The 22,828-nt window shown below is 59.9% G+C and carries 18 protein-coding genes and 1 riboswitch; of the genes, 9 read left to right on the plus strand and 9 right to left on the minus strand.

The window, feature by feature from the left end:
• Positions 1–4 precede the first annotated feature (4 nt).
• From JTJ32_RS02550 to JTJ32_RS02560, 3 genes are all read right to left on the minus strand, one after another.
• Complete coding sequence (locus JTJ32_RS02550; protein ID WP_004883864.1) at positions 5–964, minus strand: AAA family ATPase; 960 nt, start codon at positions 962–964, stop codon at positions 5–7.
• Positions 965–1,201: 237 nt separating this feature from the next.
• Entirely contained in the window at positions 1,202–1,951 is a 750-nt protein-coding gene (locus tag JTJ32_RS02555) for an amidohydrolase family protein (protein WP_210040674.1), read from the minus strand.
• A 38-nt stretch (positions 1,952–1,989) separates the two neighbouring features.
• Positions 1,990–2,349 (minus strand): hypothetical protein, encoded by a 360-nt coding sequence (locus JTJ32_RS02560; protein WP_210040676.1) that lies wholly within the window; start codon positions 2,347–2,349, stop codon positions 1,990–1,992.
• Positions 2,350–2,730: 381 nt separating this feature from the next.
• Between JTJ32_RS02560 and JTJ32_RS02565 the strand changes: the two genes are divergently transcribed.
• Positions 2,731–7,587: an NAD-glutamate dehydrogenase gene (locus JTJ32_RS02565; protein WP_099228124.1), complete on the plus strand. Its 4,857-nt coding sequence runs from the start codon at positions 2,731–2,733 to the stop codon at positions 7,585–7,587.
• Positions 7,588–7,695: 108 nt separating this feature from the next.
• Here JTJ32_RS02565 and mntP read toward each other — a convergent pair whose 3' ends face one another.
• Both mntP and JTJ32_RS02575 read right to left on the minus strand, forming a co-directional pair.
• A complete protein-coding gene (gene mntP, locus JTJ32_RS02570; RefSeq protein ID WP_210040678.1) occupies positions 7,696–8,262 on the minus strand; it encodes a manganese efflux pump MntP in 567 nt (188 codons plus the stop codon).
• Positions 8,261–8,441, minus strand: a riboswitch (yybP-ykoY riboswitch). (Overlaps the previous gene by 2 nt.)
• Before the next feature lie 30 nt (positions 8,442–8,471).
• Complete coding sequence (locus JTJ32_RS02575) at positions 8,472–8,633, minus strand: hypothetical protein (protein ID WP_210040680.1); 162 nt, start codon at positions 8,631–8,633, stop codon at positions 8,472–8,474.
• Here JTJ32_RS02575 and JTJ32_RS02580 point away from each other — a divergent pair.
• The gene (locus JTJ32_RS02580) at positions 8,628–9,173 is read left to right on the plus strand and encodes a DsbA family protein (RefSeq protein ID WP_210040682.1); all 546 of its coding nucleotides are present in this window, start codon (positions 8,628–8,630) and stop codon (positions 9,171–9,173) included. The genes JTJ32_RS02575 and JTJ32_RS02580 overlap by 6 nt on opposite strands.
• A gap of 74 nt (positions 9,174–9,247) precedes the next feature.
• On the opposite strand, the gene JTJ32_RS02585 is transcribed toward JTJ32_RS02580, so the two are convergent.
• Positions 9,248–10,144 carry a DMT family transporter gene (locus tag JTJ32_RS02585; protein ID WP_210040683.1) on the minus strand — a complete coding sequence of 299 codons (897 nt, stop codon included), beginning with the start codon at positions 10,142–10,144 and terminating at the stop codon, positions 9,248–9,250.
• 94 nt (positions 10,145–10,238) lie between these two features.
• Between JTJ32_RS02585 and JTJ32_RS02590 the strand changes: the two genes are divergently transcribed.
• Complete coding sequence (locus tag JTJ32_RS02590; protein WP_210040685.1) at positions 10,239–11,570, plus strand: aminotransferase-like domain-containing protein; 1,332 nt, start codon at positions 10,239–10,241, stop codon at positions 11,568–11,570.
• A 197-nt stretch (positions 11,571–11,767) separates the two neighbouring features.
• Here JTJ32_RS02590 and acnB read toward each other — a convergent pair whose 3' ends face one another.
• The gene (acnB, locus tag JTJ32_RS02595; RefSeq protein WP_210040687.1) at positions 11,768–14,368 is read right to left on the minus strand and encodes a bifunctional aconitate hydratase 2/2-methylisocitrate dehydratase; all 2,601 of its coding nucleotides are present in this window, start codon (positions 14,366–14,368) and stop codon (positions 11,768–11,770) included.
• A 401-nt stretch (positions 14,369–14,769) separates the two neighbouring features.
• Between acnB and JTJ32_RS02600 the strand changes: the two genes are divergently transcribed.
• The 5 genes from JTJ32_RS02600 to JTJ32_RS02620 all read left to right on the plus strand — a co-directional run bounded on the left by JTJ32_RS02600 (position 14,770) and on the right by JTJ32_RS02620 (position 19,474).
• Positions 14,770–15,240 carry a DUF1289 domain-containing protein gene (locus JTJ32_RS02600; protein ID WP_184320156.1) on the plus strand — a complete coding sequence of 157 codons (471 nt, stop codon included), beginning with the start codon at positions 14,770–14,772 and terminating at the stop codon, positions 15,238–15,240.
• Positions 15,241–15,322: 82 nt separating this feature from the next.
• Positions 15,323–15,934, plus strand: coding sequence for a MiaE family protein (gene miaE, locus JTJ32_RS02605; protein WP_099228138.1), 612 nt, complete (start codon positions 15,323–15,325; stop codon positions 15,932–15,934).
• A 159-nt stretch (positions 15,935–16,093) separates the two neighbouring features.
• Positions 16,094–16,579: a MarR family winged helix-turn-helix transcriptional regulator gene (locus JTJ32_RS02610; protein ID WP_210040689.1), complete on the plus strand. Its 486-nt coding sequence runs from the start codon at positions 16,094–16,096 to the stop codon at positions 16,577–16,579.
• 75 nt (positions 16,580–16,654) lie between these two features.
• Positions 16,655–17,872 carry an HlyD family secretion protein gene (locus JTJ32_RS02615; protein WP_210040691.1) on the plus strand — a complete coding sequence of 406 codons (1,218 nt, stop codon included), beginning with the start codon at positions 16,655–16,657 and terminating at the stop codon, positions 17,870–17,872.
• A 63-nt stretch (positions 17,873–17,935) separates the two neighbouring features.
• Complete coding sequence (locus tag JTJ32_RS02620; RefSeq protein WP_099228142.1) at positions 17,936–19,474, plus strand: DHA2 family efflux MFS transporter permease subunit; 1,539 nt, start codon at positions 17,936–17,938, stop codon at positions 19,472–19,474.
• Positions 19,475–19,663: 189 nt separating this feature from the next.
• Here JTJ32_RS02620 and lpxH read toward each other — a convergent pair whose 3' ends face one another.
• Positions 19,664–20,425 (minus strand): UDP-2,3-diacylglucosamine diphosphatase, encoded by a 762-nt coding sequence (gene lpxH / locus JTJ32_RS02625; protein WP_099228144.1) that lies wholly within the window; start codon positions 20,423–20,425, stop codon positions 19,664–19,666.
• The gene (locus JTJ32_RS02630; protein WP_099228146.1) at positions 20,422–20,925 is read right to left on the minus strand and encodes a peptidylprolyl isomerase; all 504 of its coding nucleotides are present in this window, start codon (positions 20,923–20,925) and stop codon (positions 20,422–20,424) included. The genes lpxH and JTJ32_RS02630 overlap by 4 nt, the downstream gene beginning before the upstream one ends.
• A gap of 208 nt (positions 20,926–21,133) precedes the next feature.
• Between JTJ32_RS02630 and JTJ32_RS02635 the strand changes: the two genes are divergently transcribed.
• Positions 21,134–22,828 (plus strand): glutamine--tRNA ligase/YqeY domain fusion protein, encoded by a 1,695-nt coding sequence (locus JTJ32_RS02635; protein ID WP_099228147.1) that lies wholly within the window; start codon positions 21,134–21,136, stop codon positions 22,826–22,828.

Consider the following 22,828-nt stretch of genomic DNA (forward strand, 5'->3'; position numbering starts at 1 on the left):
GGGATCAGGCGACGGCCACGACGTCGAGGATCCGCTGAATCACGCGGTCCTGATCGATGCCCGCGGCTTCGGCCTCGAACGACAGAATGATGCGATGGCGCAACACATCAAACAGCACCGCCTGAATGTCTTCGGGGCTGACAAAGTCGCGCCCAGCCAGCCAGGCATGGGCCCGGGCGCAACGGTCCAGCGAGATCGAGCCGCGCGGGCTGGCGCCGTAGGCGATCCATTCGGCCAGTTCCTGATCGAACTTGGCCGGTGTGCGAGTGGCCATGACCAGTTGCACCAGGTATTCCTCAACCGCGTCGGCCATGTACAGACCGAGGATTTCCTTGCGGGCCGCGAAGATCGCCTGCTGGCTGACACGCCGCTCCGGCTTGGTTTCGCCATTCAGCGCTTCGCCGCGGGCCTGTTGCAGGATCTTGCGTTCGACGGCGGCATCCGGGAAGCCGATCTTGACGTGCATCAGAAAGCGGTCGAGCTGCGCTTCAGGCAGGGGATAAGTGCCTTCCTGCTCGATAGGGTTCTGAGTCGCCATGACCAGAAACAGCGGCGAAAGATCATAGGTGCTGCGCCCGACACTGACTTGACGCTCGGCCATGGCCTCAAGCAGCGCTGACTGGACTTTGGCCGGTGCACGGTTGATTTCGTCCGCCAGCACCAGATTGTGGAAGATCGGACCCTGCTGGAACACGAAGCTGCCGGTTTCCGGACGATAGATCTCGGTGCCGGTGATGTCGGCAGGCAGCAGGTCGGGGGTGAATTGAATGCGATGAAACTGTGCTTCGATGCCTTCTGCCAGTTCCTTGATGGCCTTGGTCTTGGCAAGGCCCGGTGCGCCTTCGACGAGCATGTGGCCGTCGGCAAGCAGGGCGATGAGCAGGCGTTCGATCAGCTTTTCCTGGCCGAGGATTTGCGTTGAAAGAAATGTTCGCAGCGCAATCAGCGCCTCACGATGTTCCATCGGTGACTGTTCCTGGCAGGGTAATCAGCCGCGTCGGGCGACAGCAGGCTGGGGGCGATACTTTAATTCATTCGGGCAGGTATCGACTAACGACTCTAGGGTTTTTTATAGAGTTTAGAGATAGTTCATACGTTTATATGGGAATTGTCCTACGTGTTCTGTCTGTTCTTTGTAGGAAGTTGGAGGCAAGGGCCACTTTCAACAGTCAGTGGCCCCATGCCTGGAAAATCGCATCACTCAGGACATCCGATAAAACGCCGCAGCGTTGCTCCACAACACCTTGTGCGCAGCCGCTTCGCCCAGCGTCTCGACCACCAGATCGATATCACCCGGCTCGAATGGCCGGGGTGCGCGGGTGGAGGGCAGGTCGGTGCCGAACATCAGGGCGTCGGGGTTGGCTGCGTGGATGTCCTTCAAAACCGCTGGCACAGCAAAGTCGACACGCCCGAAACCGCAGGCCTTGATCCGCACGCCATGCTCGGCCAGACGCAGCAACACAGGCAGGCCGTCGGCGCTCAGCCCCAGATGATCAATGCTGACAGCAGGCAGTCTGAGCAGGCGGGTTTCGATGTCGGCCAGTTCGCGGGAGTCGATATACAGCTCCGAATGCCAGCCAACTAACCCATGAACCCGCAGCGCCAGAGCCTCCAGCTGATCGAGCTGTTCGGAACCGCCCCTTTTCAGATTGAAACGCAGAGCGCGTACGCCAGACGCATTGAGCGTTTCCAGTTCTGCATCCGTGACACTGGACGGTAATTGAGTCACGCCTGCGAAATTCGGTCCCAGCCGTTTCAGTGCGGCGAGCAGGTAACTCTGATCAAAGCCCTGAAACGATCCCGAAACCACGGCACCGCCCCTGACGCCCAGAGGCTCGACCTGCGCCAGATAGTCACTCACCTGGAACGGCTCCGGTAGGAAACCGTTGTTGGTCTGAAGCGGATAACCGGGATCGATGATGTGGCAATGGGCGTCGAAAATGTCAGGCATGACGGGCTCCTTGTGGTCCGGGACAGCGGTGGGTGTGCTCAGGCGAGTTCGCTCACATAGCTGCCCACGTCTTTCAGAATGATCTGCAGGGTTTCCTCGACTTCCTGCAGTTCGCCTGCCGAGGTGCTGTGCAGGATTTCGTAACGGTCATGGCCGTCCAGTTGCTTGCCGTCCGCCGGATCGATTTCCAGCAGCAGGCGTTCGGCACTGAAGGTGACTTTCAGTGTCGAGACCGTATGGGTCCGGTCGTCGCGAACGGTGATTTCCACTTCATTCTCGTCGGGAAAACGACTCAGCGAGAACATCTCGCCGTTCTCGCTGTGACAGCAGAGCAGGGCCATGTTGTCGTATTCGTCGTCGCATGGATTGACGATAAGGCTGGCGGTCTTGATGAGCATGGTCGGGTTCCGGTTTTTTGAAGGTGGGCAGGCAGGACGGATTTTGCCAGTCCCCGAGACATTTTGTCGGCCATTAATTGGCACCATCGTGCGGGTTGCCTGCTAGGCGATGACCGAATATGTCGCAGCCTCGTAAGTAGTGTCCGGTCCGCTGTCGTTAAGCTGCACCAAAGGCGTGCGCGCACGCGGCTCTCGCACTTCAGGCTTCTTTTTTCATGACATGCACGGCGTCATTCAAATGTGACTACCCTGACACGACAGTCGTTAGTACTTTAGCTTTACACTCGATCAGGTGGTGTCCACGCAACCGGACGCCGGTACACCATGATCACAACACCTTCTTCAAGCCTCCCCAATAAAAGCCAAAGCGGAGTACCACAGATGGCGTTCTTCACCGCAGCCAGCAAGTCCGACTTCCAGCATCAACTGCAATCGGCACTGGCTCAGCACATCAGCGAGCAGGCACTGCCACAAGTGGCGCTGTTCGCTGAACAGTTTTTCGGCATCATTTCACTGGATGAACTCACTCAACGTCGGCTGTCCGACCTCGCGGGCTGCACACTGTCCGCCTGGCGTCTGCTGGAGCGTTTCGAACACGCCCATCCTCAGGTCCGCGTCTACAACCCCGATTACGAGCGTCACGGATGGCAATCGACCCACAGCGCCGTCGAAGTGCTGCATCACGATCTGCCCTTTCTGGTTGATTCCGTCCGCACCGAGCTGAACCGTCGCGGTTACAGCATTCACACCCTGCAAACCACTGTCCTGAGCGTGCGTCGCGGCCCGAATGGCCAGTTGCTCGAACTGCTGCCCAAAGGCACGACAGGCGACGACGTGTTGCAGGAATCGCTGATGTATCTGGAGATCGACCGCTGCGCCAACGCCAGCGAGTTGAACGTGCTGGCCCGCGAGCTGGAGCAGGTGCTCGGCGAAGTCCGCGCCGCTGTCGAAGATTTCGAGCCGATGAAGGCGCGCCTGCGTGACTTGCTCGTCAGCATCGACGCCAACGAATCCAACACCGACGTTGAAGAAAAGGCCGAGATCAAGGTCTTCCTGGAATGGCTGGTGGACAACCATTTCACCTTCCTGGGCTATGAAGAATTCCAGGTCAGCAGCGACGCCGACGGCGGCCAGCTGATCTACGACGAATCCTCGTTCCTGGGCCTGACCAAGCTGCTGCGTCCGGGCCTGAGCCGCGAAGAACTGCACATCGAAGACTACGCAGTGAAATACCTGCAGGAGCCGATGCTGCTGTCGTTCGCCAAGGCTGCTGTGCCGAGCCGCGTGCATCGCCCGGCCTATCCTGACTTCGTCTCGATCCGTCAGATCGACGCGTCGGGCAAGGTCATCAAGGAATGCCGTTTCATGGGCCTTTACACCTCGTCGGTGTACGGCGAGAGCGTGCGGCAGATCCCGTATATCCGTCGCAAGGTCGCAGAAGTCGAGCGCCGGTCCGGTTTCGATGCCAAGGCGCACCTAGGCAAGGAACTGGCCCAGGTGGTCGAAGTGCTGCCCCGCGACGATCTGTTCCAGACGCCGGTGGACGAGTTGTTCTCCACCGTCATGTCCATCGTGCAGATCCAGGAGCGCAACAAGATTCGCGTATTCCTGCGCAAGGACCCGTACGGCCGTTTCTGCTACTGCCTGGCCTACGTGCCGCGTGACGTTTACTCCACCGAAGTGCGGCAAAAGATCCAGCACGTGCTGATGGATCGTCTGAAAGCCAGCGATTGCGAATTCTGGACGTTCTTCTCCGAGTCCGTGCTGGCCCGCGTGCAGTTGATTCTGCGTGTGGACCCGAAGGTCAATCTGGAAATCGACGTCGCCCAGCTGGAAAACGAGGTCATTCAGGCCTGCCGTTCCTGGAAGGACGACTACGCGAGTCTGGTGGTCGAAAGCTTCGGCGAGGCCCATGGCACCAACGTGCTGGCCGACTTCCCGAAAGGTTTTCCGGCAGGCTACCGCGAGCGTTTCGCAGCGCATTCGGCCGTGGTCGACATGCAGCACGTGCTGAGCCTGAGTGAAACCAATCCGTTGGTGATGAGCTTCTACCAGCCACTGGCCGGTGGCCGTCAGCAACTGCACTGCAAGCTGTACCACGCCGACACGCCACTGGCGCTGTCCGACGTGCTGCCGATTCTGGAGAACCTCGGCCTGCGTGTACTGGGTGAGTTCCCGTATCGCCTGCACCACGCCAACGGTCGCGAGTTCTGGATTCACGATTTCGCCTTTACCTACGGTGAAGGTCTGAACCTCGATATTCAGCAGCTCAATGACACGTTGCAGGACGCGTTCGTGCACATCGTCAGCGGCGATGCCGAAAACGATGCGTTCAACCGTCTGGTGCTGACGGCCGGTCTGCCGTGGCGCGACGTTGCACTGCTGCGTGCCTATGCCCGTTATCTGAAGCAGATTCGTCTGGGCTTCGACCTGGGCTACATCGCCAGCACGCTGAACAACCACACCGACATCGCTCGCGAACTGACGCGTCTGTTCAAGACCCGTTTCTACCTGGCGCGCAAACTGGGTTCGGACGATCTGGACGACAAGCAACTGCGTCTGGAACAGGCCATCCTGACCGCGCTGGACGATGTTCAGGTGCTCAACGAAGACCGCATCCTGCGTCGTTACCTTGACCTGATCAAGGCGACCCTGCGGACCAACTTCTACCAGACCGATGCCAACGGCCAGAACAAGAGCTACTTCAGCTTCAAGTTCAACCCGCGTCTGATCCCCGAACTGCCGAAGCCGGTGCCCAAGTTCGAGATTTTCGTCTACTCGCCGCGCGTCGAAGGCGTGCACCTGCGCTTCGGCAATGTGGCTCGCGGCGGCCTGCGCTGGTCGGATCGTGAAGAAGACTTCCGCACCGAAGTGCTGGGCCTGGTCAAAGCCCAGCAGGTGAAAAACTCGGTCATCGTGCCGGTTGGCGCCAAGGGCGGTTTCGTACCGCGCCGTCTGCCGACCACCGGCAATCGCGACGAAGTGCAGGCAGAGGCAATCGCCTGCTACCGCATCTTCATCTCGGGTCTGCTGGACATCACCGACAACCTCAAGGAAGGCGTGCTGGTACCGCCGGTCAACGTGGTTCGTCACGATGACGACGATCCGTACCTGGTCGTTGCCGCCGACAAAGGCACCGCGACCTTCTCCGACATCGCCAACGGCATCGCCATCGATTACGGCTTCTGGCTGGGCGACGCTTTTGCGTCCGGCGGTTCGGCCGGTTACGACCACAAGAAGATGGGCATCACTGCCAAGGGGGCGTGGGTTGGCGTGCAGCGTCACTTCCGTGAACGCGACATCAACGTTCAGCAGGACAGCATCAGCGTGATCGGCATCGGCGACATGGCCGGTGACGTGTTCGGTAACGGCCTGCTGATGTCCGACAAGCTGCAACTGGTCGCAGCCTTCAACCACCTGCACATCTTTATCGACCCGAACCCGGATCCGGCCACCAGCTTCGTTGAGCGTCAGCGTCTGTTCGACCTGCCGCGTTCGGCCTGGACCGATTACGACACCAGCATCATGTCCGCTGGCGGTGGAATCTTCCCGCGCAGTGCCAAGAGCATCGCCATCACCGAACAGATGAAGGCACGCTTCGACATCAAGGCCGACAAGCTGACCCCGACCGAGCTGCTCAATGCATTGCTCAAGGCGCCAGTTGACCTGTTGTGGAATGGCGGCATCGGCACCTACGTGAAGTCCAGCGAAGAGTCCCATGCGGATGTCGGCGACAAGGCCAACGACGCGCTGCGTGTCGACGGCAACGAGCTGCGCTGCAAGGTGGTGGGCGAGGGCGGCAACCTGGGCATGACTCAGCTGGGCCGTGTCGAGTTCGGCCTCAATGGCGGCGCGACCAACACCGACTTCATCGACAACGCCGGCGGTGTGGACTGCTCCGACCACGAAGTGAACATCAAAATCCTGCTCAACGAAGTGGTGCAGGCTGGCGACATGACCGAGAAGCAGCGCAACCAGCTGCTCGAAAGCATGACCGACGAAGTCGGCCATCTGGTGCTGGGCAACAACTACAAGCAGACCCAGGCACTGTCGCTGGCCGCTCGTCGCGCCTACGACCGCATCGCTGAATACAAGCGCCTGATGAACGACCTGGAGGCCCGTGGCAAGCTGGACCGTGCCATCGAGTTCCTGCCGGCCGAGGACCAGATCGTTGAGCGTGTATCGGCCGGTCATGGCCTGAGCCGTGCCGAACTGTCTGTGCTGATCTCCTACAGCAAGATCGACCTCAAGGAAGCGTTGCTGGAATCCCGTGTTCCCGATGACGACTACCTGGCACGCGACATGGAAACCGCGTTCCCGCCCTCGCTGAGCGCCAAGTTCTCTGTGGCCATGCGCGGTCACCGTCTGAAGCGTGAAATCGTCAGCACCCAGATCGCCAACGATCTGGTCAACCACATGGGCATCACGTTCGTGCAGCGACTCAAAGAGTCGACCGGCATGAGTGCTGCCAATGTGGCCGGTGCCTACGTGATTGTGCGTGACATCTTTCACCTCCCGCACTGGTTCCGTCAGATCGAAGCGCTGGACTACAAGGTGTCGGCAGAAATCCAGCTGTCGCTGATGGATGAGCTGATGCGTCTGGGCCGTCGTGCCACGCGCTGGTTCCTGCGCAGCCGTCGCAACGAGCTGGACGCGGGTCGTGACGTGGCGCACTTCGGTCCGCACATCGCCGCACTGGGTCTCAAGCTCGACGAGTTGCTGGAAGGCCCGACCCGTGAAGTGTGGCAGGCGCGTTATCAGGCTTATGTCGAAGCCGGTGTGCCCGAGTTGCTGGCGCGCATGGTGGCGGGCACCACCCACCTGTACACGCTGCTGCCGATCATCGAAGCCTCCGACGTCACCGGGCAGAATGCTGCCGACGTGGCCAAGGTGTACTTCGCCGTAGGCAGTGCGCTGGACGTGACCTGGTACCTGCAGCAGATCAGCAGCCTGCCGGTGGAGAACAACTGGCAGGCTCTGGCCCGCGAGGCGTTCCGTGACGACATCGACTGGCAGCAGCGGGCGATCACCGTATCGGTTCTGCAAATGCCGGACGGTCCGTCCGACGTGGAAGAGCGCCTGGCGCTGTGGCTGGAACAGCACGCCCTCATGGTCGAGCGCTGGCGCGCCATGCTGGTCGAATTGCGTGCCGCCAGCGGCACCGACTACGCCATGTATGCCGTCGCCAACCGCGAGCTGCTGGACCTGGCCATGAGCGGACAAGCCATCACTGTGTGACGGATTGATCGGCCGCTGACAAAAAAACCGCCTCGAATGAGGCGGTTTTTTTTTGGGGTTTGAAAAAGTGTTTTGAGACCGCTGCCGTCTACCGCCCGGCTCATTCGGTCATGCGGCAGACAAGTGTTCGTAGAGGATAGTCGCGCCGACCACCATCAGCACGAGGCCGCCCACGATCTCGGCGCGCTTGCCGACGACCGTCCCCAGCGCACGCCCCAGCATTACGCCAATCGTGACCATCACGGTCGTGGCCAGACCAATCGCGGCCGCCGCGACCAGGATATTGACGTCGACGAACGCCAGACCTACGCCCACGGCCAGGGCATCGATGCTGGTCGCAAAGGCTGTGACAGCGAGGATGAGAAACGAATGCTGGCCGGGTTTTTCCTGCTCTTCGTCGTCCTGTTTCAGGCCGTTGTAAATCATGTGCAGGCCCAGCACGAGCAGCAGAACAAAGGCGATCCAGTGATCCCAGCTCTCCACGAAGCGGGTTGCAACCTGCCCGATGCTCCAGCCAATGACCGGCGTGATGGCTTCGATCACACCGAAGATCAGCCCGGTTCGCAGGGCTTCTACAAGACGGGGTTTGTGAAGGGCGGCGCCTTTGCCGAGGGCGGCTGCAAAAGCGTCCGTGGACATGGCTAGCGCGAGGAAGACGAGGGAAATCGGATTCACGGTCAACATCCAGTCGGGCTATGAGTCAACGACGCAGCCACACGCCCGACTTTAGGCATGGATGCATCGTTGGTCTCGCCAACCAGACGGTGTTTGCGCCACGGCATGTTGCCGAGAATGTTGACGCAAACGCTCCGTGACCAAAGGCCCGGAGCAGGCTACTCCCCAACAAGGGCGGTCACTATAGCCACGTGAATGTGAAAAAGATATTAATCGCCCGCCAGTTGTTTTCGCCCCTGCGCAAGCTTCATGGAACTGGCAGACTCCTGGACGTTCAGTTGCGGTAGGGATCCGCTGTCGTGATCCGGACCGGCTACATGCCGCAGGCGCGGCAGCCCTTCAGCCACCAGCAGAGAGACGTTCACATGCATGCAGACGCACTTTCATGGGGCCATGGCCCTCGTACGCTTGAGGTGTTCCTTGAGCCCACGTGCCCGTTTTCCGTCAAGGCCTTCGGCAAGCTCGACGCGCTTCTAAAGCAGGCCGGCGAAGACCGCCTGACGGTCAAGGTTCGCCTCCAGTCGCAGCCCTGGCACATGTTTTCAGGCGTCGTGGTGCGTTGCATCCTTGCCGCGTCAACCCTTGAAGGTGGCAAGGACACCGCCAAGACCGTGATGGCAGCCGTTGCGGCGCACCGTGAAGCGTTCGAATTCGAGCACCACGCAGGCGGTCCGAACCTTGATGCGACGCCCAACGACATCATCGCGCGACTGGAAGGTTACAGCGGTGTTCGGCTGGCCGAAGCCTTCGCACAACCGGCGCTTGAGCACACCATCAAATGGCACTGCAAATACGCCCGGCAGAACGGCATTCATGTGTCTCCGACCTTCATGGTTGATGGCCTGGTGCAGCCTGCAATGAGCAGCGGTGACACCATCGAGCAGTGGCTGTCGCAGCTTCAGTTGAGTTGAGATCGCCTTCGGCCGGGCGTGGCGGATTCAGCGTTTCATCGCCACCCCCAGGCACGCCTTGTGAGAGCCGGTCGTTATCGGGAGAACCTTCTGGCACCTGCAACACAACCGATCACTGCGACCGTGACACCCAGCATCCCGAGGCTGACAGGCTCACCGAGCAGTGTGGCCGCCAGTGCCAGACCGAAGAAGGGTTGTAACAACTGGAGTTGGCCGACCGCTGCAATGCCGCCCTGCGCCAGCCCGAGATACCAGAACACGAAACCGATCAGCATGCTGAACACGGAGACGTAACACAGGCTGCCCCACGCCGAGACTGATATCCCGGAAAACGAGGACGGTGCGGTGACAATGGCCAGTGGCAGCATGATGGGCAGGGCAAGGACCAAAGCCCAGCAGATGACCTGCCAGCCGCCCAGTGTCCTCGACAGCCTCGCGCCCTCGGCATAGCCCAGGCCGCAGACGAGAATGGCCAGCAGCATCAGGGCGTCTCCCGTGACTGAAGCGCTGATACCCTGAGCCAATGCAAAGCCCATCACCAGTGCGCTGCCCAGTAGCGAGAACGCCCAGAAAGCCCCACTTGGCCGTTCGCCGCCGCGTAGCACGGCGAAGACGGCAGTGGCCAGCGGCAGCAGGCCGACGAAGACGATGGAGTGCGCCGAGGTGACGTGTTCCAGCGCCAGCGCGGTCAGCAGTGGAAAGCCCAGTACCACACCCAGTGCAACGATACTCAGGGAAATGATCTGGTTGTTTGCCGGGCGTCTTTCCCTGAGCGCCACAAGCGTGCCGATGGCCAGGGTCGCAGCGATGGTTGCGCGGGCGAAGGTGAGGAACAGTGGATCGAACGCCATCACGGCCAGTCGTGTCGCAGGCAGCGAGCCGCTGAAGATCAGTACGCCGATCAGGCCGTTCAGCCATCCGCTGCGGGATGTGTGAGCGGTCGTGCGGGATGGAATAGCTGTCTGTTCCATGAGGTATTTCTCAAGGCTGTTCAATCGGGGTGGATGGGCGCATCGTAGGGCTGCAATTCAATACAATCAAAAAATCGTCATGGATACATTGGCTATGCCTCGCTCACGTTACAAATCGGTGGTGGACCAGATGGCGGCAGACATTCGCTCGGCACGTCTGTTGCCGGGCGCACGGCTGCCTACGCATCGTCAGTTGGCGGCCGATCATGGCCTGGCGCTGGTGACGGCCACGCGTGTCTATGCCGAGCTTGAAGCCATGGGCCTGGTCAGCGGTGAGACCGGGCGTGGCACGTTCGTTCGCGAGACGGCGCTCGCGCCTGGCCTCGGGATCGACCAGAAAACCGTGGCTGTCGACATGATCGACCTCAATTTCAACTACCCGTCGCTGCCCGGTCAGGCCGAGTTGTTACGCACGGCGTTACGGCAGTTGGCCTTGTCGGGCGACCTTGAATCATTGCTGCGCTATCAACCCCACGCTGGGCGACCGCACGAGCGCGCCGCTGTGGCGCGTCATCTGCAAGTGCGAGGGCTGACGGTTCAGCCTGAGCAGGTGTTGCTCACCAATGGGGCTCAGCAAGGGCTGGCCATTGCGCTTATGGCCTTGCTCAAGCCCGGGGATGTGATCGCCGCCGATGCCCTCACGTATTCGGGTTTCAAGGTCTTGGCACAGGCGCTGTACCTTGAAGTAGTGCCTGTACCCGCGCTCGGCGAGGGTCCCGATCCAGAGGCATTCGAGCGCTTGTGCCGCAGTCGACCCGTAAAGGCGCTCTATACCATGCCGACACTGCACAATCCGCTCGGCTGGGTGATGAGCCAGGCGCGGCGTGAGCAGTGGGTGGCGCTCGCGCGCCGACATGATGTGCTGATCATTGAAGACGCCGCGTATGCATTTTTGGCGGACGCTCCCCCCGCGCCGCTGGCGATGCTCGCACCGGAGCGGACGGTCTATGTCTCAGGTCTCTCCAAGAGTGTTGCCACGGGATTGCGCGTAGGGTTTGTTGCTGCGCCCGCCGACAAGGTTCCGGCCATGGAGCGTGTCATGCGGGCAACGACCTGGAACACGCCAGGGGTGCTGACCGCCATTGCGACGGGGTGGATTGAAGATGGCACTGTTCTGAAACTGGAGGCCGAGAAGCGACATGACGCCCAGGCCAGACAGGCAGTGGTTCGCGAAATGCTTGAAGGCATCAGGTTTGTCAGCCATCCCTCATCGTATTTTCTATGGCTGCCCCTTCCCGAGGACGCCCGTGCCGATCAGATTGCCATGGCCTTGTTGAAGGAGAAGGTTGCAGTATCGACTGCGGAGCCCTTTGCAATCGCCAACAGCGTGCCCCATGCCCTGCGGCTGGCAACGGGATCGGTGAGCATGGGTGAGCTGCGTGATGGGCTGGCGAAGGTCAGGCGTGTGATCGGGAATTATCTGTAGTGGAACACCATGCACTTTACTGAACAGCAGGTTGTTTGCAGGAGCGAGCTTGCTCGCGAAAGCGCTGGCGATGAAGTCACCGCCTGTACCCTGCCTTCGTCGTGTTACCGCCCTGAGCAGACTCCTCCACGTCCGCTGTTCTCCAGGCATAAAAAAACCCCGCACGAGGCGGGGTTTTTCAACGCTGTGTTTCGCTATTACGCTTGAACGACCGGGATGTTGGCGTTCGCTGCGGCTTCACGGAACTCGGCGATCTGATCGAAGCTCAGGTAGCGGTACACGTCCGCTGCCATCGTGTCGATCTGCTGGGCGTAGCCCATGTATTCCTCGACGGTCGGCAGGCGACCCAGGATCGATGCGACGGACGCCAGTTCGGCCGAGGCCAGGTAGACATTCGCGCCGTCACCCAGACGGTTCGGGAAGTTACGGGTCGACGTGGAGACAACGGTCGAGTTCGGCTCGACGCGTGCCTGGTTACCCATGCAAAGCGAGCAGCCCGGCATTTCCATGCGTGCGCCAGCCTTGCCGTAGATGCCGTAGTAGCCTTCTTCGGTCAGCTGATGCGCGTCCATCTTGGTCGGAGGCGACAGCCACAGGCGTGTCGGCAACTGGCCCTTGACCTGATCCAGCAACTTGCCCGCAGCGCGGAAGTGGCCGATGTTGGTCATGCAGGAACCGATGAACACTTCGTCGATCTTCTCGCCCTGTACCGAAGACAGCAGGCGGGCATCGTCCGGGTCGTTCGGCGCGCAGAGCACAGGCTCTTTGACGTCGGCCAGGTCGATCTCGATGATTTCGGCGTACTCGGCGTCCTTGTCGGCTTCCAGCAGCTCTGGATTGGCAATCCAGGCTTCCATCGCCTGAGCACGACGCTCCAGAGTGCGCGGATCACCGTAACCCTGCTCGATCATCCAGCGCAGCAGCGTGATGTTGGAGTTCAGGTATTCGATGATCGGCTCTTTGGCCAGCTTGATGGTGCAACCGGCAGCCGAACGTTCGGCCGAAGCGTCGGACAGCTCGAAAGCCTGCTCGATGCTCAGGTTGTCCAGGCCTTCGATTTCCAGGATGCGGCCGGAGAACGCGTTCTTCTTGCCTTTCTTCTCTACGGTCAGCAGGCCAGCCTGAATCGCGTAGTAAGGAATGGCGTGAACCAGGTCGCGCAGGGTGATGCCAGGCTGCATCTTGCCCTTGAAGCGAACCAGGATCGATTCAGGCATGTCCAGCGGCATGACGCCAGTGGCCGCCGCGAACGCAACCAGACCGGAACCGGCCGGGAAGGAAATGCCGATCGGGAAGCGGGTGTGCGAGTCACCACCGGTGCCGACGGTGTCAGGCAGCAGCATGCGGTTCAGCCAGCTGTGGATGATGCCGTCGCCCGGACGCAGGGAAACGCCGCCACGGGTCATGATGAAGTCAGGCAGCGTGTGGTGCGTCTTGACGTCGATCGGCTTTGGATAGGCAGCAGTGTGGCAGAAGGACTGCATGACCAGGTCGGTCGAGAAGCCCAGGCATGCCAGGTCTTTCAGCTCGTCGCGGGTCATCGGGCCAGTGGTGTCCTGGGAGCCGACGGTGGTCATTTTCGGTTCGCAGTAGGTGCCCGGACGGATACCTTCCACGCCGCACGCCTTGCCGACCATCTTCTGCGCCAGGGTGAAACCCTTGGTGCTTTCGGCTGGCTGGTCAGGCGTCTTGAACAGGTCGAAGGCGGGCAGGCCCAGCTCGGCGCGTGCCTTGCTGGTCAGGCCACGGCCGATGATCAGCGGGATACGGCCACCGGCGCGGACTTCGTCCAACAGCACCGGAGTCTTCATTTCGAAGGTGGTGATGACTTCGTCGCTGTCGTGCTTGCAGACTTTGCCAGCGTACGGGTAAACGTCGATCACATCGCCCATGTTGATGTTCGAAACATCGAACTCGATCGGCAGAGCGCCCGCGTCTTCCATGGTGTTGTAGAAGATCGGAGCGATCTTGCTGCCGAAGCAGAAACCGCCGGCACGCTTGTTCGGCACGTAAGGAACGTCGTCGCCGAAAAACCACAGTACCGAGTTGGTCGCCGATTTACGCGAGGAACCGGTACCGACCACGTCACCGACGTAGGCGATAGGGAAACCCTGGCCGCGCATTTCTTCGATCTGCTTCATCGGGCCGATGGAGCCCTGTACGTCAGGAACGATGCCTTCACGTGCCATTTTCAGCATGGCCAGGGCGTGCAACGGGATGTCTGGACGCGACCAGGCATCAGGCGCCGGGGACAGGTCGTCGGTGTTGGTTTCACCGGTCACCTTGAAGACGCGCAGGCTGATCTTTTCGGCCAGCGTCGGGCGCTTCTTGAACCACTCGCCGTCGGCCCAGGATTGCAGAACTTCCTTGGCGTGGGCGTTGCCGCTCTTGGCTTTTTCGGCCACGTCATGGAAAGCGTCGAACATCAGCAGCGTGTGCTTGAGCTGTTCGGCAGCGACTGGTGCCAGCGTGGCATCGTCGAGCAGTTCAACCAGCGTGACGATGTTGTAGCCACCCTGCATGGTGCCCAACAGTTCGGTTGCACGTTTTTTGTCGATCAGGGGAGAAGTGGCTTCGCCCTTGGCCAGGGCGGAGAGGAAACCGGCCTTGACGTAGGCAGCCTCGTCAACGCCTGGTGGAACGCGATTGGTGATCAGGTCGACAAGGAAAGCTTCTTCGCCAGCCGGGGGATTTTTCAGCAGCTCAATAAGGCCTGCGGTTTGTTCGGCGTTAAGCGGCTGGGGCACGATACCCTGGGCGGCACGCTCTTCGATGTGTTTACGGTAGGCTTCAAGCACAGTATTACCCTCATCAGTGGTCCCAAATGGGTGTCCGGGACGCTCATCCAGAAATTGTCCGTACCCACGCAAGACTTTGGAGCCTTGTTGGCAGGGTGTCGGCAATTCCTAACAGAAGCTGTTTTCAAAGTTTTACGCCTGCAGGACGGGGAGGAGAGGCGGTCGACACGGCCATCCGTGATGAGGGGATGGCCTGTCGACGCCGCACTGCGGGATTAACTTGACTGTGCTCGTGACGCTTTGAAAACAGCTTCCAACGGACATTGGCGCCTTAAAAGGCTCGCTGATTCTACGGCAAATCTGAACTAAAGGTAAGTTAGCCCCTACATGTTCGGGGGTGAAAGTGCTTAGACAAAGGACTAACATGAGCACCTGTTTTGCCTTCCCAAGCCCCGCCAGCCATGCCTGATCACATCATCAAAACACCCTGCGTCGGCCTTTGCTCCACTGTTTACGGGGATTTGGTGTGCCGTGGCTGCAAACGCTTCCATCACGAAGTCATCCACTGGAACGGTTACAACGAAGACGAAAAAAGAGCCGTGTGGTTGCGTCTGGAACAATTGCTGGTTCAGGTCATGACCGCCAAGCTCGAAATCTTCGATGCCGACAAGCTGCGGTTGCAGCTTACCCAGCGCAAGATTCGCTTCGTGCCGCATCAGTCCGAATATTGCTGGGCCTATCAATTGATCGCGCGCGGTGCTCGTGTCATCAGTCAGGTCGAAGCGTACGGGTTTGTGTTGTTACCCGAATTTCGCAACTGGTCGCTGCCCGAGTTGCGTGATGCGATCGACCGCGAGTTCTTTCTGCTCTCCGAGGCGCATTACCAGCGTTATATAGCACCGGGCTTTCTCAAGGATGCCTTTGGCGGCTGATCCGTCTCCGCGCTTTTGTCTCGCGGGACGCCGACAGCCCTCGTATAATGCCGCGCTTTGCCTCTGCGCCATCTGTGAGCCTATGTACCCGATCCCTGAAATCGAAGCCTTTCTGCTTTGCCGTACTCCCGACAGTTGGGTGCAAGCCGCATTGCGCAATCTCGACATCCTGTTGATCGATCATGCGAACAATGAGAAGAAGGCGGCAGGGGCGGCGTTCCAGTTCATGTTCCAGTACAACGACAAGTTCGACCTGCTGGCCAAGATGTCGCGCCTGGCCCGCGAAGAGCTGCGTCATTTCGAACAAGTGATCAGCATCATCCGCAAGCGCCAGATTCCGATGGCCAACATCAGCTCGGCGCGTTATGCCGGGGCGTTGCGCAAGCGGGTGCGCAATCACAATCCCTACCGCCTGACCGATGCGCTGGTGGTGGGTGCCATCGTCGAAGCCCGTTCCTGCGAGCGTTTCGCCGCGCTGGTGCCGCATCTGGACGACGACCTGGCCAAGTTCTACGGCAGTCTGCTCAAGTCCGAAGCGCGGCATTTTCAGGATTACCTGAAGCTCGCTTACACCTATGGCGACAAAGCCGATGTGGACGCCAAGATCGAAGAGATTCGTCTGGCCGAGCGCGAACTGATCGAGAGCCCTGACGAAGAATTCCGCTTTCACAGTGGCGTGCCTGTCGCTGCCTGATCCAGCACGCGGCCCACGGCAGCGACAAAAAAACGACCGCCTTACCAGTGGTCGTTTTTTTATGGCCTTTTCATAAGCAAGCTAACAAATGCTTTGACAATAGCTGTCTAGGCAGTAATATTTTGTAATCACTGCCTAGGCAGCTTTCTGGGTGATTACTTGAAACATTTCAGTCCTGAAAATTTTGATTCCAGCCTGATCGGGCTGCTGGTCGGCCGTACCAACGCGCTGAAAGACCGCATGCTGGACAAGTACCTGCTGCCGTATGACGTCACGTTCGCGCAGTTCAAGGTGCTGATCATCATTGCGCAGTTCTCGACGGATACGCCGGTGGAGTTATGTCGGCACCTGTCGCTGGACAGCGGTTCGATGACTCGCATGCTGGACCGTCTGGAGCAGAAGGGGCTGATCGTGCGCACCCGTTCTGAAACCGATCGTCGTCAGGTGCGTGTCGCCCTGACGTCTCAGGGGCATGCGCTGTCCGACCTGCTGCCGCAGATTGGTGCCGATGCCATGAATGACACCTTCGCTGCCCTCGACACTGAGGAAGTGGAAGCGCTACGCCGGATTCTGACCAAGGTGCTGGTCGCGGCCGACGACCACATCACCCTGACTCGCCTGAGTTTCAACGCCCAAGGCAAATAACTACGAATAGCCCGAAGTTGAGGGCGGCCAGTCTGGCCGGATCTCAGCCGTTCTGCCGACTTGAAGGTAATTGTCATGGCCACTGCCGCCGCTGAAAACACGTCTGCCCCTGAACAGAAAAAGCCAGACACCCCAAAATCCGGCAAGCGCAAGTTCCTGCTGACCGGACTCGCCATCATCGTCGTTCTTTGTGGACTGGCGATCTGGGGCTGGTATGAGTTTTACGGTCAATGGAGCGAGGAGACCGATGACGCCTACGTGAGTGGCAACGTGGTGGAAATCACGCCACTGGTCACCGGTACGGTTATCAGCATTGCCGCTGATGACGGTGATCTGGTTCGCAAAGGGCAGGTTCTGCTGCGCTTCGATCCAAGCGATGCCGAAGTCGGGCTACAAAGTGCCGAAGCCAATCTGGGCAAGGTCGTGCGTCAGGTTCGCGGTCTGTACAGCAATGTCGATGGCATGAAGGCTCAGCTGGCGGCGCAGCGTGCCGCCGTGCAGACGGCTCAGGATAACTACAGCCGCCGTCGCAGCCTGGCGGCCGGTGGCGCGATTTCTCAGGAAGAGCTGTCCCACGCCCGGGATCAACTGACCAGCGCACAAAGTGCCTTGAACAACATCCAGCAGCAATTGAGCACCAGTGTGGCGCTGGTTGACGACACCGTGGTGTCTTCCCATCCGGACGTCAAGGCCGCTGCGGCACAGTTGCGTCAGGCCTATCTGGCCAGTGCGCGGACAACCCTGGTGGCGCCGGTCACCGGTTACGTCGCCAAGCGCAGCGTGCAGCTGGGTCAGCGCGTTCAGCCGGGAACTGCGACCATGGCGGTGATTCCGCTGGATCAGCTGTGGATCGATGCCAACTTCAAGGAAACCCAGCTGGGCAAGATGCGCATCGGTCAGCCGGTGGAAATCAGCTCCGACCTCTATGGCAGCGACGTGAAATACAGCGGCACTATCGACAGCCTGGGCGCGGGGACGGGCAGTGCGTTTGCGCTGTTGCCGGCCCAGAACGCGACCGGCAACTGGATCAAGATTGTCCAGCGTGTGCCGGTCCGGGTTCACATCAACCCTGAAGAGCTGGCGCAACACCCGCTGCGCATCGGGCTGTCGACCACCGTCGAAGTCAATCTGCACGACCAGAGCGGTCCGATTCTGGCGCAGCAGCCTCCGAAACAGGCTGCATTCAGCACTCAGGTCTACACCGAGCAACTGGCCGATGCCGACGCCTTGATCGCGCGCCTGATCCATGAAAACAGCGCAGCCAGCGACAAAAGCAGAACCGCTCAGCGCTGATCCGCCCATTCGCCTGCCCCGGTCTACCGGCCGGGGTGTCGCCCACGTTTTCAGGGATTCGCGATGAGCACCAACGCCCCCGCTTCCTTTACGCCACCCAGCCTGTTGCTCTGCACCATCGGCCTGTCGCTGGCCACCTTCATGCAAGTGCTCGACACCACCATCGCCAACGTGGCCTTGCCCACCATCGCGGGTAACCTGGGCGTCAGCTCGGAGCAGAGCACCTGGGTCATCACCTCGTTTGCCGTCAGTAACGCCATCGCGCTGCCTCTGACCGGCTGGCTGAGCCGCCGGTTTGGTGAGGTGAAGCTTTTTCTCTGGGCGACCCTGCTGTTCGTGCTGGCTTCGTTTCTCTGCGGGATTTCCACGTCGATGCCTGAGCTGGTGGGCTTTCGTGCCTTGCAGGGCATCGTTGCCGGGCCGCTCTATCCCATGAGCCAGACCTTGCTGCTGGCGGTCTATCCGCCTGCAAAGCGGGGCATGGCGCTGGCCTTGCTGGCGATGGTCACGGTGGTCGCGCCCATTGTCGGCCCGATTCTCGGCGGCTGGATTACCGACAGTTACAGTTGGCCCTGGATCTTCTTCATCAATATTCCGATCGGGCTGTTTGCAGCGGTTGTAGTGCGCACGCAAATGGCCAAAAGACCGGTCAGTACCCAGCAGCAGCCACTGGATTACGTCGGGCTGATCACCCTGATCATCGGTGTCGGCGCGCTGCAGGTTGTGCTGGACAAGGGCAACAACCTGGACTGGTTCGAGTCGAATTTCATCGTGATCGGCTCGCTGATTTCGCTGGTGTCGCTGTCGGTGTTCGTGATCTGGGAAATGACCGACAAGCATCCCATCGTCAATCTGCGGCTGTTTGCTTACCGTAATTTCCGGGTTGGTACGCTGGCGATGATTGGTGGGTATTCGGCCTTTTTCGGCGTCAACCTGCTGTTGCCGCAATGGTTACAAACGCAGATGGGCTATACCGCGACCTGGGCCGGACTGGCGTTGGCACCCATCGGCATCCTGCCAGTGCTCATGTCGCCCTTCGTCGGCAAATACGCACACAAGTTCGACCTGCGTCTGCTGGCCAGCCTTGCGTTCCTGGCGATGGGGCTGAGCTGTTTCATGCGTGCAGACTTCACCAATCAGGTGGATTTCCAGCACATCGCCATGGTGCAACTGTTCATGGGCATCGGCGTGGCGCTGTTCTTCATGCCGACCCTGAGCATTCTGTTGTCAGACCTGCCACCCAGTCAGATTCCCGACGGTTCAGGCCTTGCCACCTTCCTGCGGACGCTGGGTGGCAGCTTTGCGGCATCGCTGACCACCTGGATCTGGATTCGCCGTGCCGAGCAGCATCATGCGTACCTGAGCGAAAACATCAGCACCTATGACCCTGCCACACGCCAGGCGCTCGACACCCTGGGCGGTGCCGGTCCACAGGCGTACGCGCAACTGGAGCAGACCCTCAACGGGCAGGCATACATGATGTCGACCGTCGATTACTTCTACATGCTGGGCTGGTTGTTCGCGGGGTTGATCCTGCTGGTCTGGTTCGCCAAACCACCGTTTGCCGCTAAAGCCGGGCCAGCGGCTGGAGGAGGGCATTGATGCCCGTTCGCGCTGAGTGAACGCAGGCCGTTGGGGGCATGCGTCTCGTGGCGCTCCACCTCACGCATAATCAGTAAGCCGAGCGCACGGTCTGAATCACTCTTTACGCCTCGGTGACTACTGTGAACGTAGCAGAACAGGCAAATGCCCGGCAGGGAGTCGTCTGTCTCTGTTTACGACGAGCTTTGTTTACAATGAAGACGGCAGCGCCAGCGTGCGATTTTCCTGCGGCGCAAAATCAAACGAGCCCAGGCTGAAGCCCTGTTCGTCCACCTGAAGCGCCCAGCCCTGGCGGTCCCAGTCCCCCAGCACGATGCGTTTGGCGGCCACATCGCCGAGCTGCAATTTATGAATGGCGGGACGATGCGTATGCCCATGAATCAGCGTGTGCACACCGAATTGCTGCATGATCCTCGGCACTTCTTCAGGCGTCACATCGACGATGTCGTTGGCTTTCATGCTGGTCTTCACGCGGCTTTCATTGCGTAGCTTGCGCGCCAGTTTGTGGCGGGTTTTCAACGGCAGGTGACGCAGGATGAACAGCGTCAGCGGATGGCGCAGGTAGCGGCGCATCCTGATGTAGCCCACGTCACGCGTGCACAGGCTGTCGCCATGCATCAACAGCACCGGTTCACCGTTCAACTGCACCACGGTCGGGTCAGCCAGCAGCGTACAACCCGCCGCCTTGCAGAAACCCTTGCCGATCATGAAGTCACGGTTGCCGTGCATCAGAAAAATTCGGGTACCACTGTCGCTCAGTTCGCGCAGGGCCTTGCAGATCGAAAGCTGGAACGGCGACATGGCGTCGTCACCGATCCAGGCTTCGAAGAAATCCCCGAGGATATACAGCGACTCGGCTGTGCGAGCCCGGCCTGCGAGTAGATCCAGAAACGCCCGGGTAATGTCCGGGCGTTCTTGCTCAAGATGCAAATCGGAGATCAGCAGTATCACTCAACGATCTCTGCTTTTTCGATGATCACGTCTTCGACAGGAACGTCCTGGTGACCGGCCTTGCTGCTGGTGGCGACGCCTTTGATCTTGTCGACGACTTCCTGGCCTTCGACCACTTCGCCGAACACGGCATAGCCCCAGCCCTGAACGGTCTTGGCGCTGTGGTTCAGGAAGGCGTTGTCAGCCACGTTGATGAAGAACTGGGCGGAAGCCGAATGCGGCTCCATGGTGCGGGCCATGGCGACGGAGTATTTCTTGTTCGGCAGGCCGTTGTCGGCTTCGTTCTGGATGCTCGGACGCTTGTCTTTCTTTTCCTTCATGCCTGGCTCGAAACCGCCGCCCTGGACCATGAAGTTACCGATCACGCGGTGGAAAACGGTGTTTTCATAGTGGCCAGCGTTGACGTATTCGATGAAGTTGGCAACGGTCAGCGGCGCTTTTTCTTCGTTCAGTTGCAGAACGATGTCGCCGTGGTTGGTAGTCAGTTTTACTTTGGACATATCGAAGTCGCTCTCTTGGCGTTCATGAAGGGGCGCAATATCACCCTGACGCGCAGTTTACAGGCGAGGTTACATTTTTCGCGCTTTTTGCGGCTTTTCTGCCTGCAACCCTGCACTCTGTTGTCAGGGACTTGACAGCTTCGGCTATGATAAGCGCTTTGATTTAGTCGGCCTACCCTGGCCGCGCACAAGTATGTCCAAGGATCCTATGAGCAAGCCCACTCCAGAACCCGCTGCGAATTCAAAGGCAGGCCCTGTCGTACCGACCAACTTCCTGCGTCCGATCGTGCAGGCTGACCTGGACTCGGGCAAACACACCCGGATCGTGACCCGCTTTCCGCCGGAGCCGAACGGCTATCTGCACATCGGTCACGCCAAGTCGATCTGCGTGAACTTCGGCCTGGCCAACGAGTTCGGTGGCGCGACGCACCTGCGTTTCGATGACACCAACCCGGCCAAGGAAGACCAGGAATACATCGACGCCATCATGAGCGATGTGAAGTGGCTGGGCTTCGAGTGGGCGGGCGAAGTGCGCTACGCCTCGCAATACTTCGATCAACTGCACGACTGGGCCGTTGAGCTGATCAAGTCCGGCAAGGCTTACGTGGACGACCTGACCCCCGAGCAGGCACGCGAATACCGTGGCACCTTGACTGAACCGGGCAAGAACAGCCCGTTCCGTGACCGTAGCGTCGAGGAAAACCTGGACCTGTTCGCCCGCATGAAAGCCGGTGAGTTCGAAGATGGCGCTCGCGTACTGCGCGCCAAGATCGACATGGCTTCGCCGAACATGAACCTGCGCGACCCGATCCTGTACCGCATTCGTCACGCACACCACCACCAGACCGGTGACAAGTGGTGCATTTACCCGATCTACGACTTCACCCATGGTCAATCGGACGCCATCGAAGGCATCACCCATTCGATCTGCACCCTGGAGTTCGAAAGCCACCGTCCGCTGTACGACTGGTTCCTGGACAACCTGCCGGTGCCGTGCAAGCCGCGCCAGTACGAGTTCTCGCGTCTGAACCTGAGCTACACCGTCACCAGCAAGCGCAAGCTCAAGCAACTGGTCGACGAAAAGCACGTCAGTGGTTGGGACGATCCGCGCATGTCCACGCTGTCCGGCTTCCGCCGCCGTGGCTACACGCCGGCCTCGATCCGCAACTTCTGCGAAATGGTCGGCACCAACCGCTCTGACGGCGTGGTGGATTTCGGCATGCTTGAATTCAGCATCCGTGATGACCTTGACCGCAATGCGCCGCGCGCCATGTGCGTACTGCGTCCATTGAAGGTCGTGATCACCAATTACCCGGAAGGCCAGGTCGAGAAGCTTGAGCTGCCGCGTCACCCCAAGGAAGACCTGGGCGTGCGCGAATTGCCATTCGCCCGCGAGATTTATATCGACCGCGACGACTACATGGAAGAGCCGCCGAAAGGCTACAAGCGCCTTGAGCCGAACGGCGAAGTGCGCCTGCGTGGCAGCTACGTGATTCGGGCCGACGAGGCCATCAAGGACGCCGACGGCAACATCGTCGAGTTGCGCTGCTCCTATGACCCGGAAACCCTGGGCAAGAACCCTGAAGGCCGCAAGGTCAAGGGCGTTATCCATTGGGTTCCGGCCGAGGCCAGCGTGGAATGCGAAGTACGCCTCTACGACCGCCTGTTCCGTTCGCCTTCGCCTGACAAGGCTGATGACGGCGCCACGTTCCTGGAAAACATCAACCCTGATTCCCTGCAGGTACTGACCGGTTGTCGTGCTGAACCATCGCTGGCTAATGCGCAGCCGGAAGACAGGTTCCAGTTCGAACGCGAAGGCTACTTCTGCGCCGACATCAAGGATACAAAACCTGGTCGTCCGGTCTTCAACCGCACAGTGACACTGCGCGATTCCTGGAGCTGA

This window comes from Pseudomonas alliivorans, from assembly GCF_017826695.1.
In the GTDB taxonomy this organism is placed as follows: domain Bacteria; phylum Pseudomonadota; class Gammaproteobacteria; order Pseudomonadales; family Pseudomonadaceae; genus Aquipseudomonas; species Aquipseudomonas alliivorans.

What these genes read in the sequence shown, in the direction of transcription:
- JTJ32_RS02550 (WP_004883864.1), bottom strand. Translation starts at nt 964, where the DNA reads ATGGAACATCGTGAGGCGCTGATTGCGCTGCGAACATTTCTTTCAACG.
- JTJ32_RS02555 (WP_210040674.1), bottom strand. Translation starts at nt 1,951, where the DNA reads ATGCCTGACATTTTCGACGCCCATTGCCACATCATCGATCCCGGTTAT.
- JTJ32_RS02630 (WP_099228146.1), bottom strand. Translation starts at nt 20,925, where the DNA reads ATGTCCAAAGTAAAACTGACTACCAACCACGGCGACATCGTTCTGCAA.
- JTJ32_RS02620 (WP_099228142.1), top strand. Translation starts at nt 17,936, where the DNA reads ATGAGCACCAACGCCCCCGCTTCCTTTACGCCACCCAGCCTGTTGCTC.
- miaE (WP_099228138.1), top strand. Translation starts at nt 15,323, where the DNA reads ATGTACCCGATCCCTGAAATCGAAGCCTTTCTGCTTTGCCGTACTCCC.
- JTJ32_RS02565 (WP_099228124.1), top strand. Translation starts at nt 2,731, where the DNA reads ATGGCGTTCTTCACCGCAGCCAGCAAGTCCGACTTCCAGCATCAACTG.
- JTJ32_RS02635 (WP_099228147.1), top strand. Translation starts at nt 21,134, where the DNA reads ATGAGCAAGCCCACTCCAGAACCCGCTGCGAATTCAAAGGCAGGCCCT.
- JTJ32_RS02585 (WP_210040683.1), bottom strand. Translation starts at nt 10,144, where the DNA reads ATGGAACAGACAGCTATTCCATCCCGCACGACCGCTCACACATCCCGC.
- JTJ32_RS02560 (WP_210040676.1), bottom strand. Translation starts at nt 2,349, where the DNA reads ATGCTCATCAAGACCGCCAGCCTTATCGTCAATCCATGCGACGACGAA.
- JTJ32_RS02580 (WP_210040682.1), top strand. Translation starts at nt 8,628, where the DNA reads ATGCATGCAGACGCACTTTCATGGGGCCATGGCCCTCGTACGCTTGAG.
- JTJ32_RS02575 (WP_210040680.1), bottom strand. Translation starts at nt 8,633, where the DNA reads ATGCATGTGAACGTCTCTCTGCTGGTGGCTGAAGGGCTGCCGCGCCTG.
- JTJ32_RS02615 (WP_210040691.1), top strand. Translation starts at nt 16,655, where the DNA reads ATGGCCACTGCCGCCGCTGAAAACACGTCTGCCCCTGAACAGAAAAAG.
- JTJ32_RS02600 (WP_184320156.1), top strand. Translation starts at nt 14,770, where the DNA reads ATGCCTGATCACATCATCAAAACACCCTGCGTCGGCCTTTGCTCCACT.
- JTJ32_RS02590 (WP_210040685.1), top strand. Translation starts at nt 10,239, where the DNA reads ATGCCTCGCTCACGTTACAAATCGGTGGTGGACCAGATGGCGGCAGAC.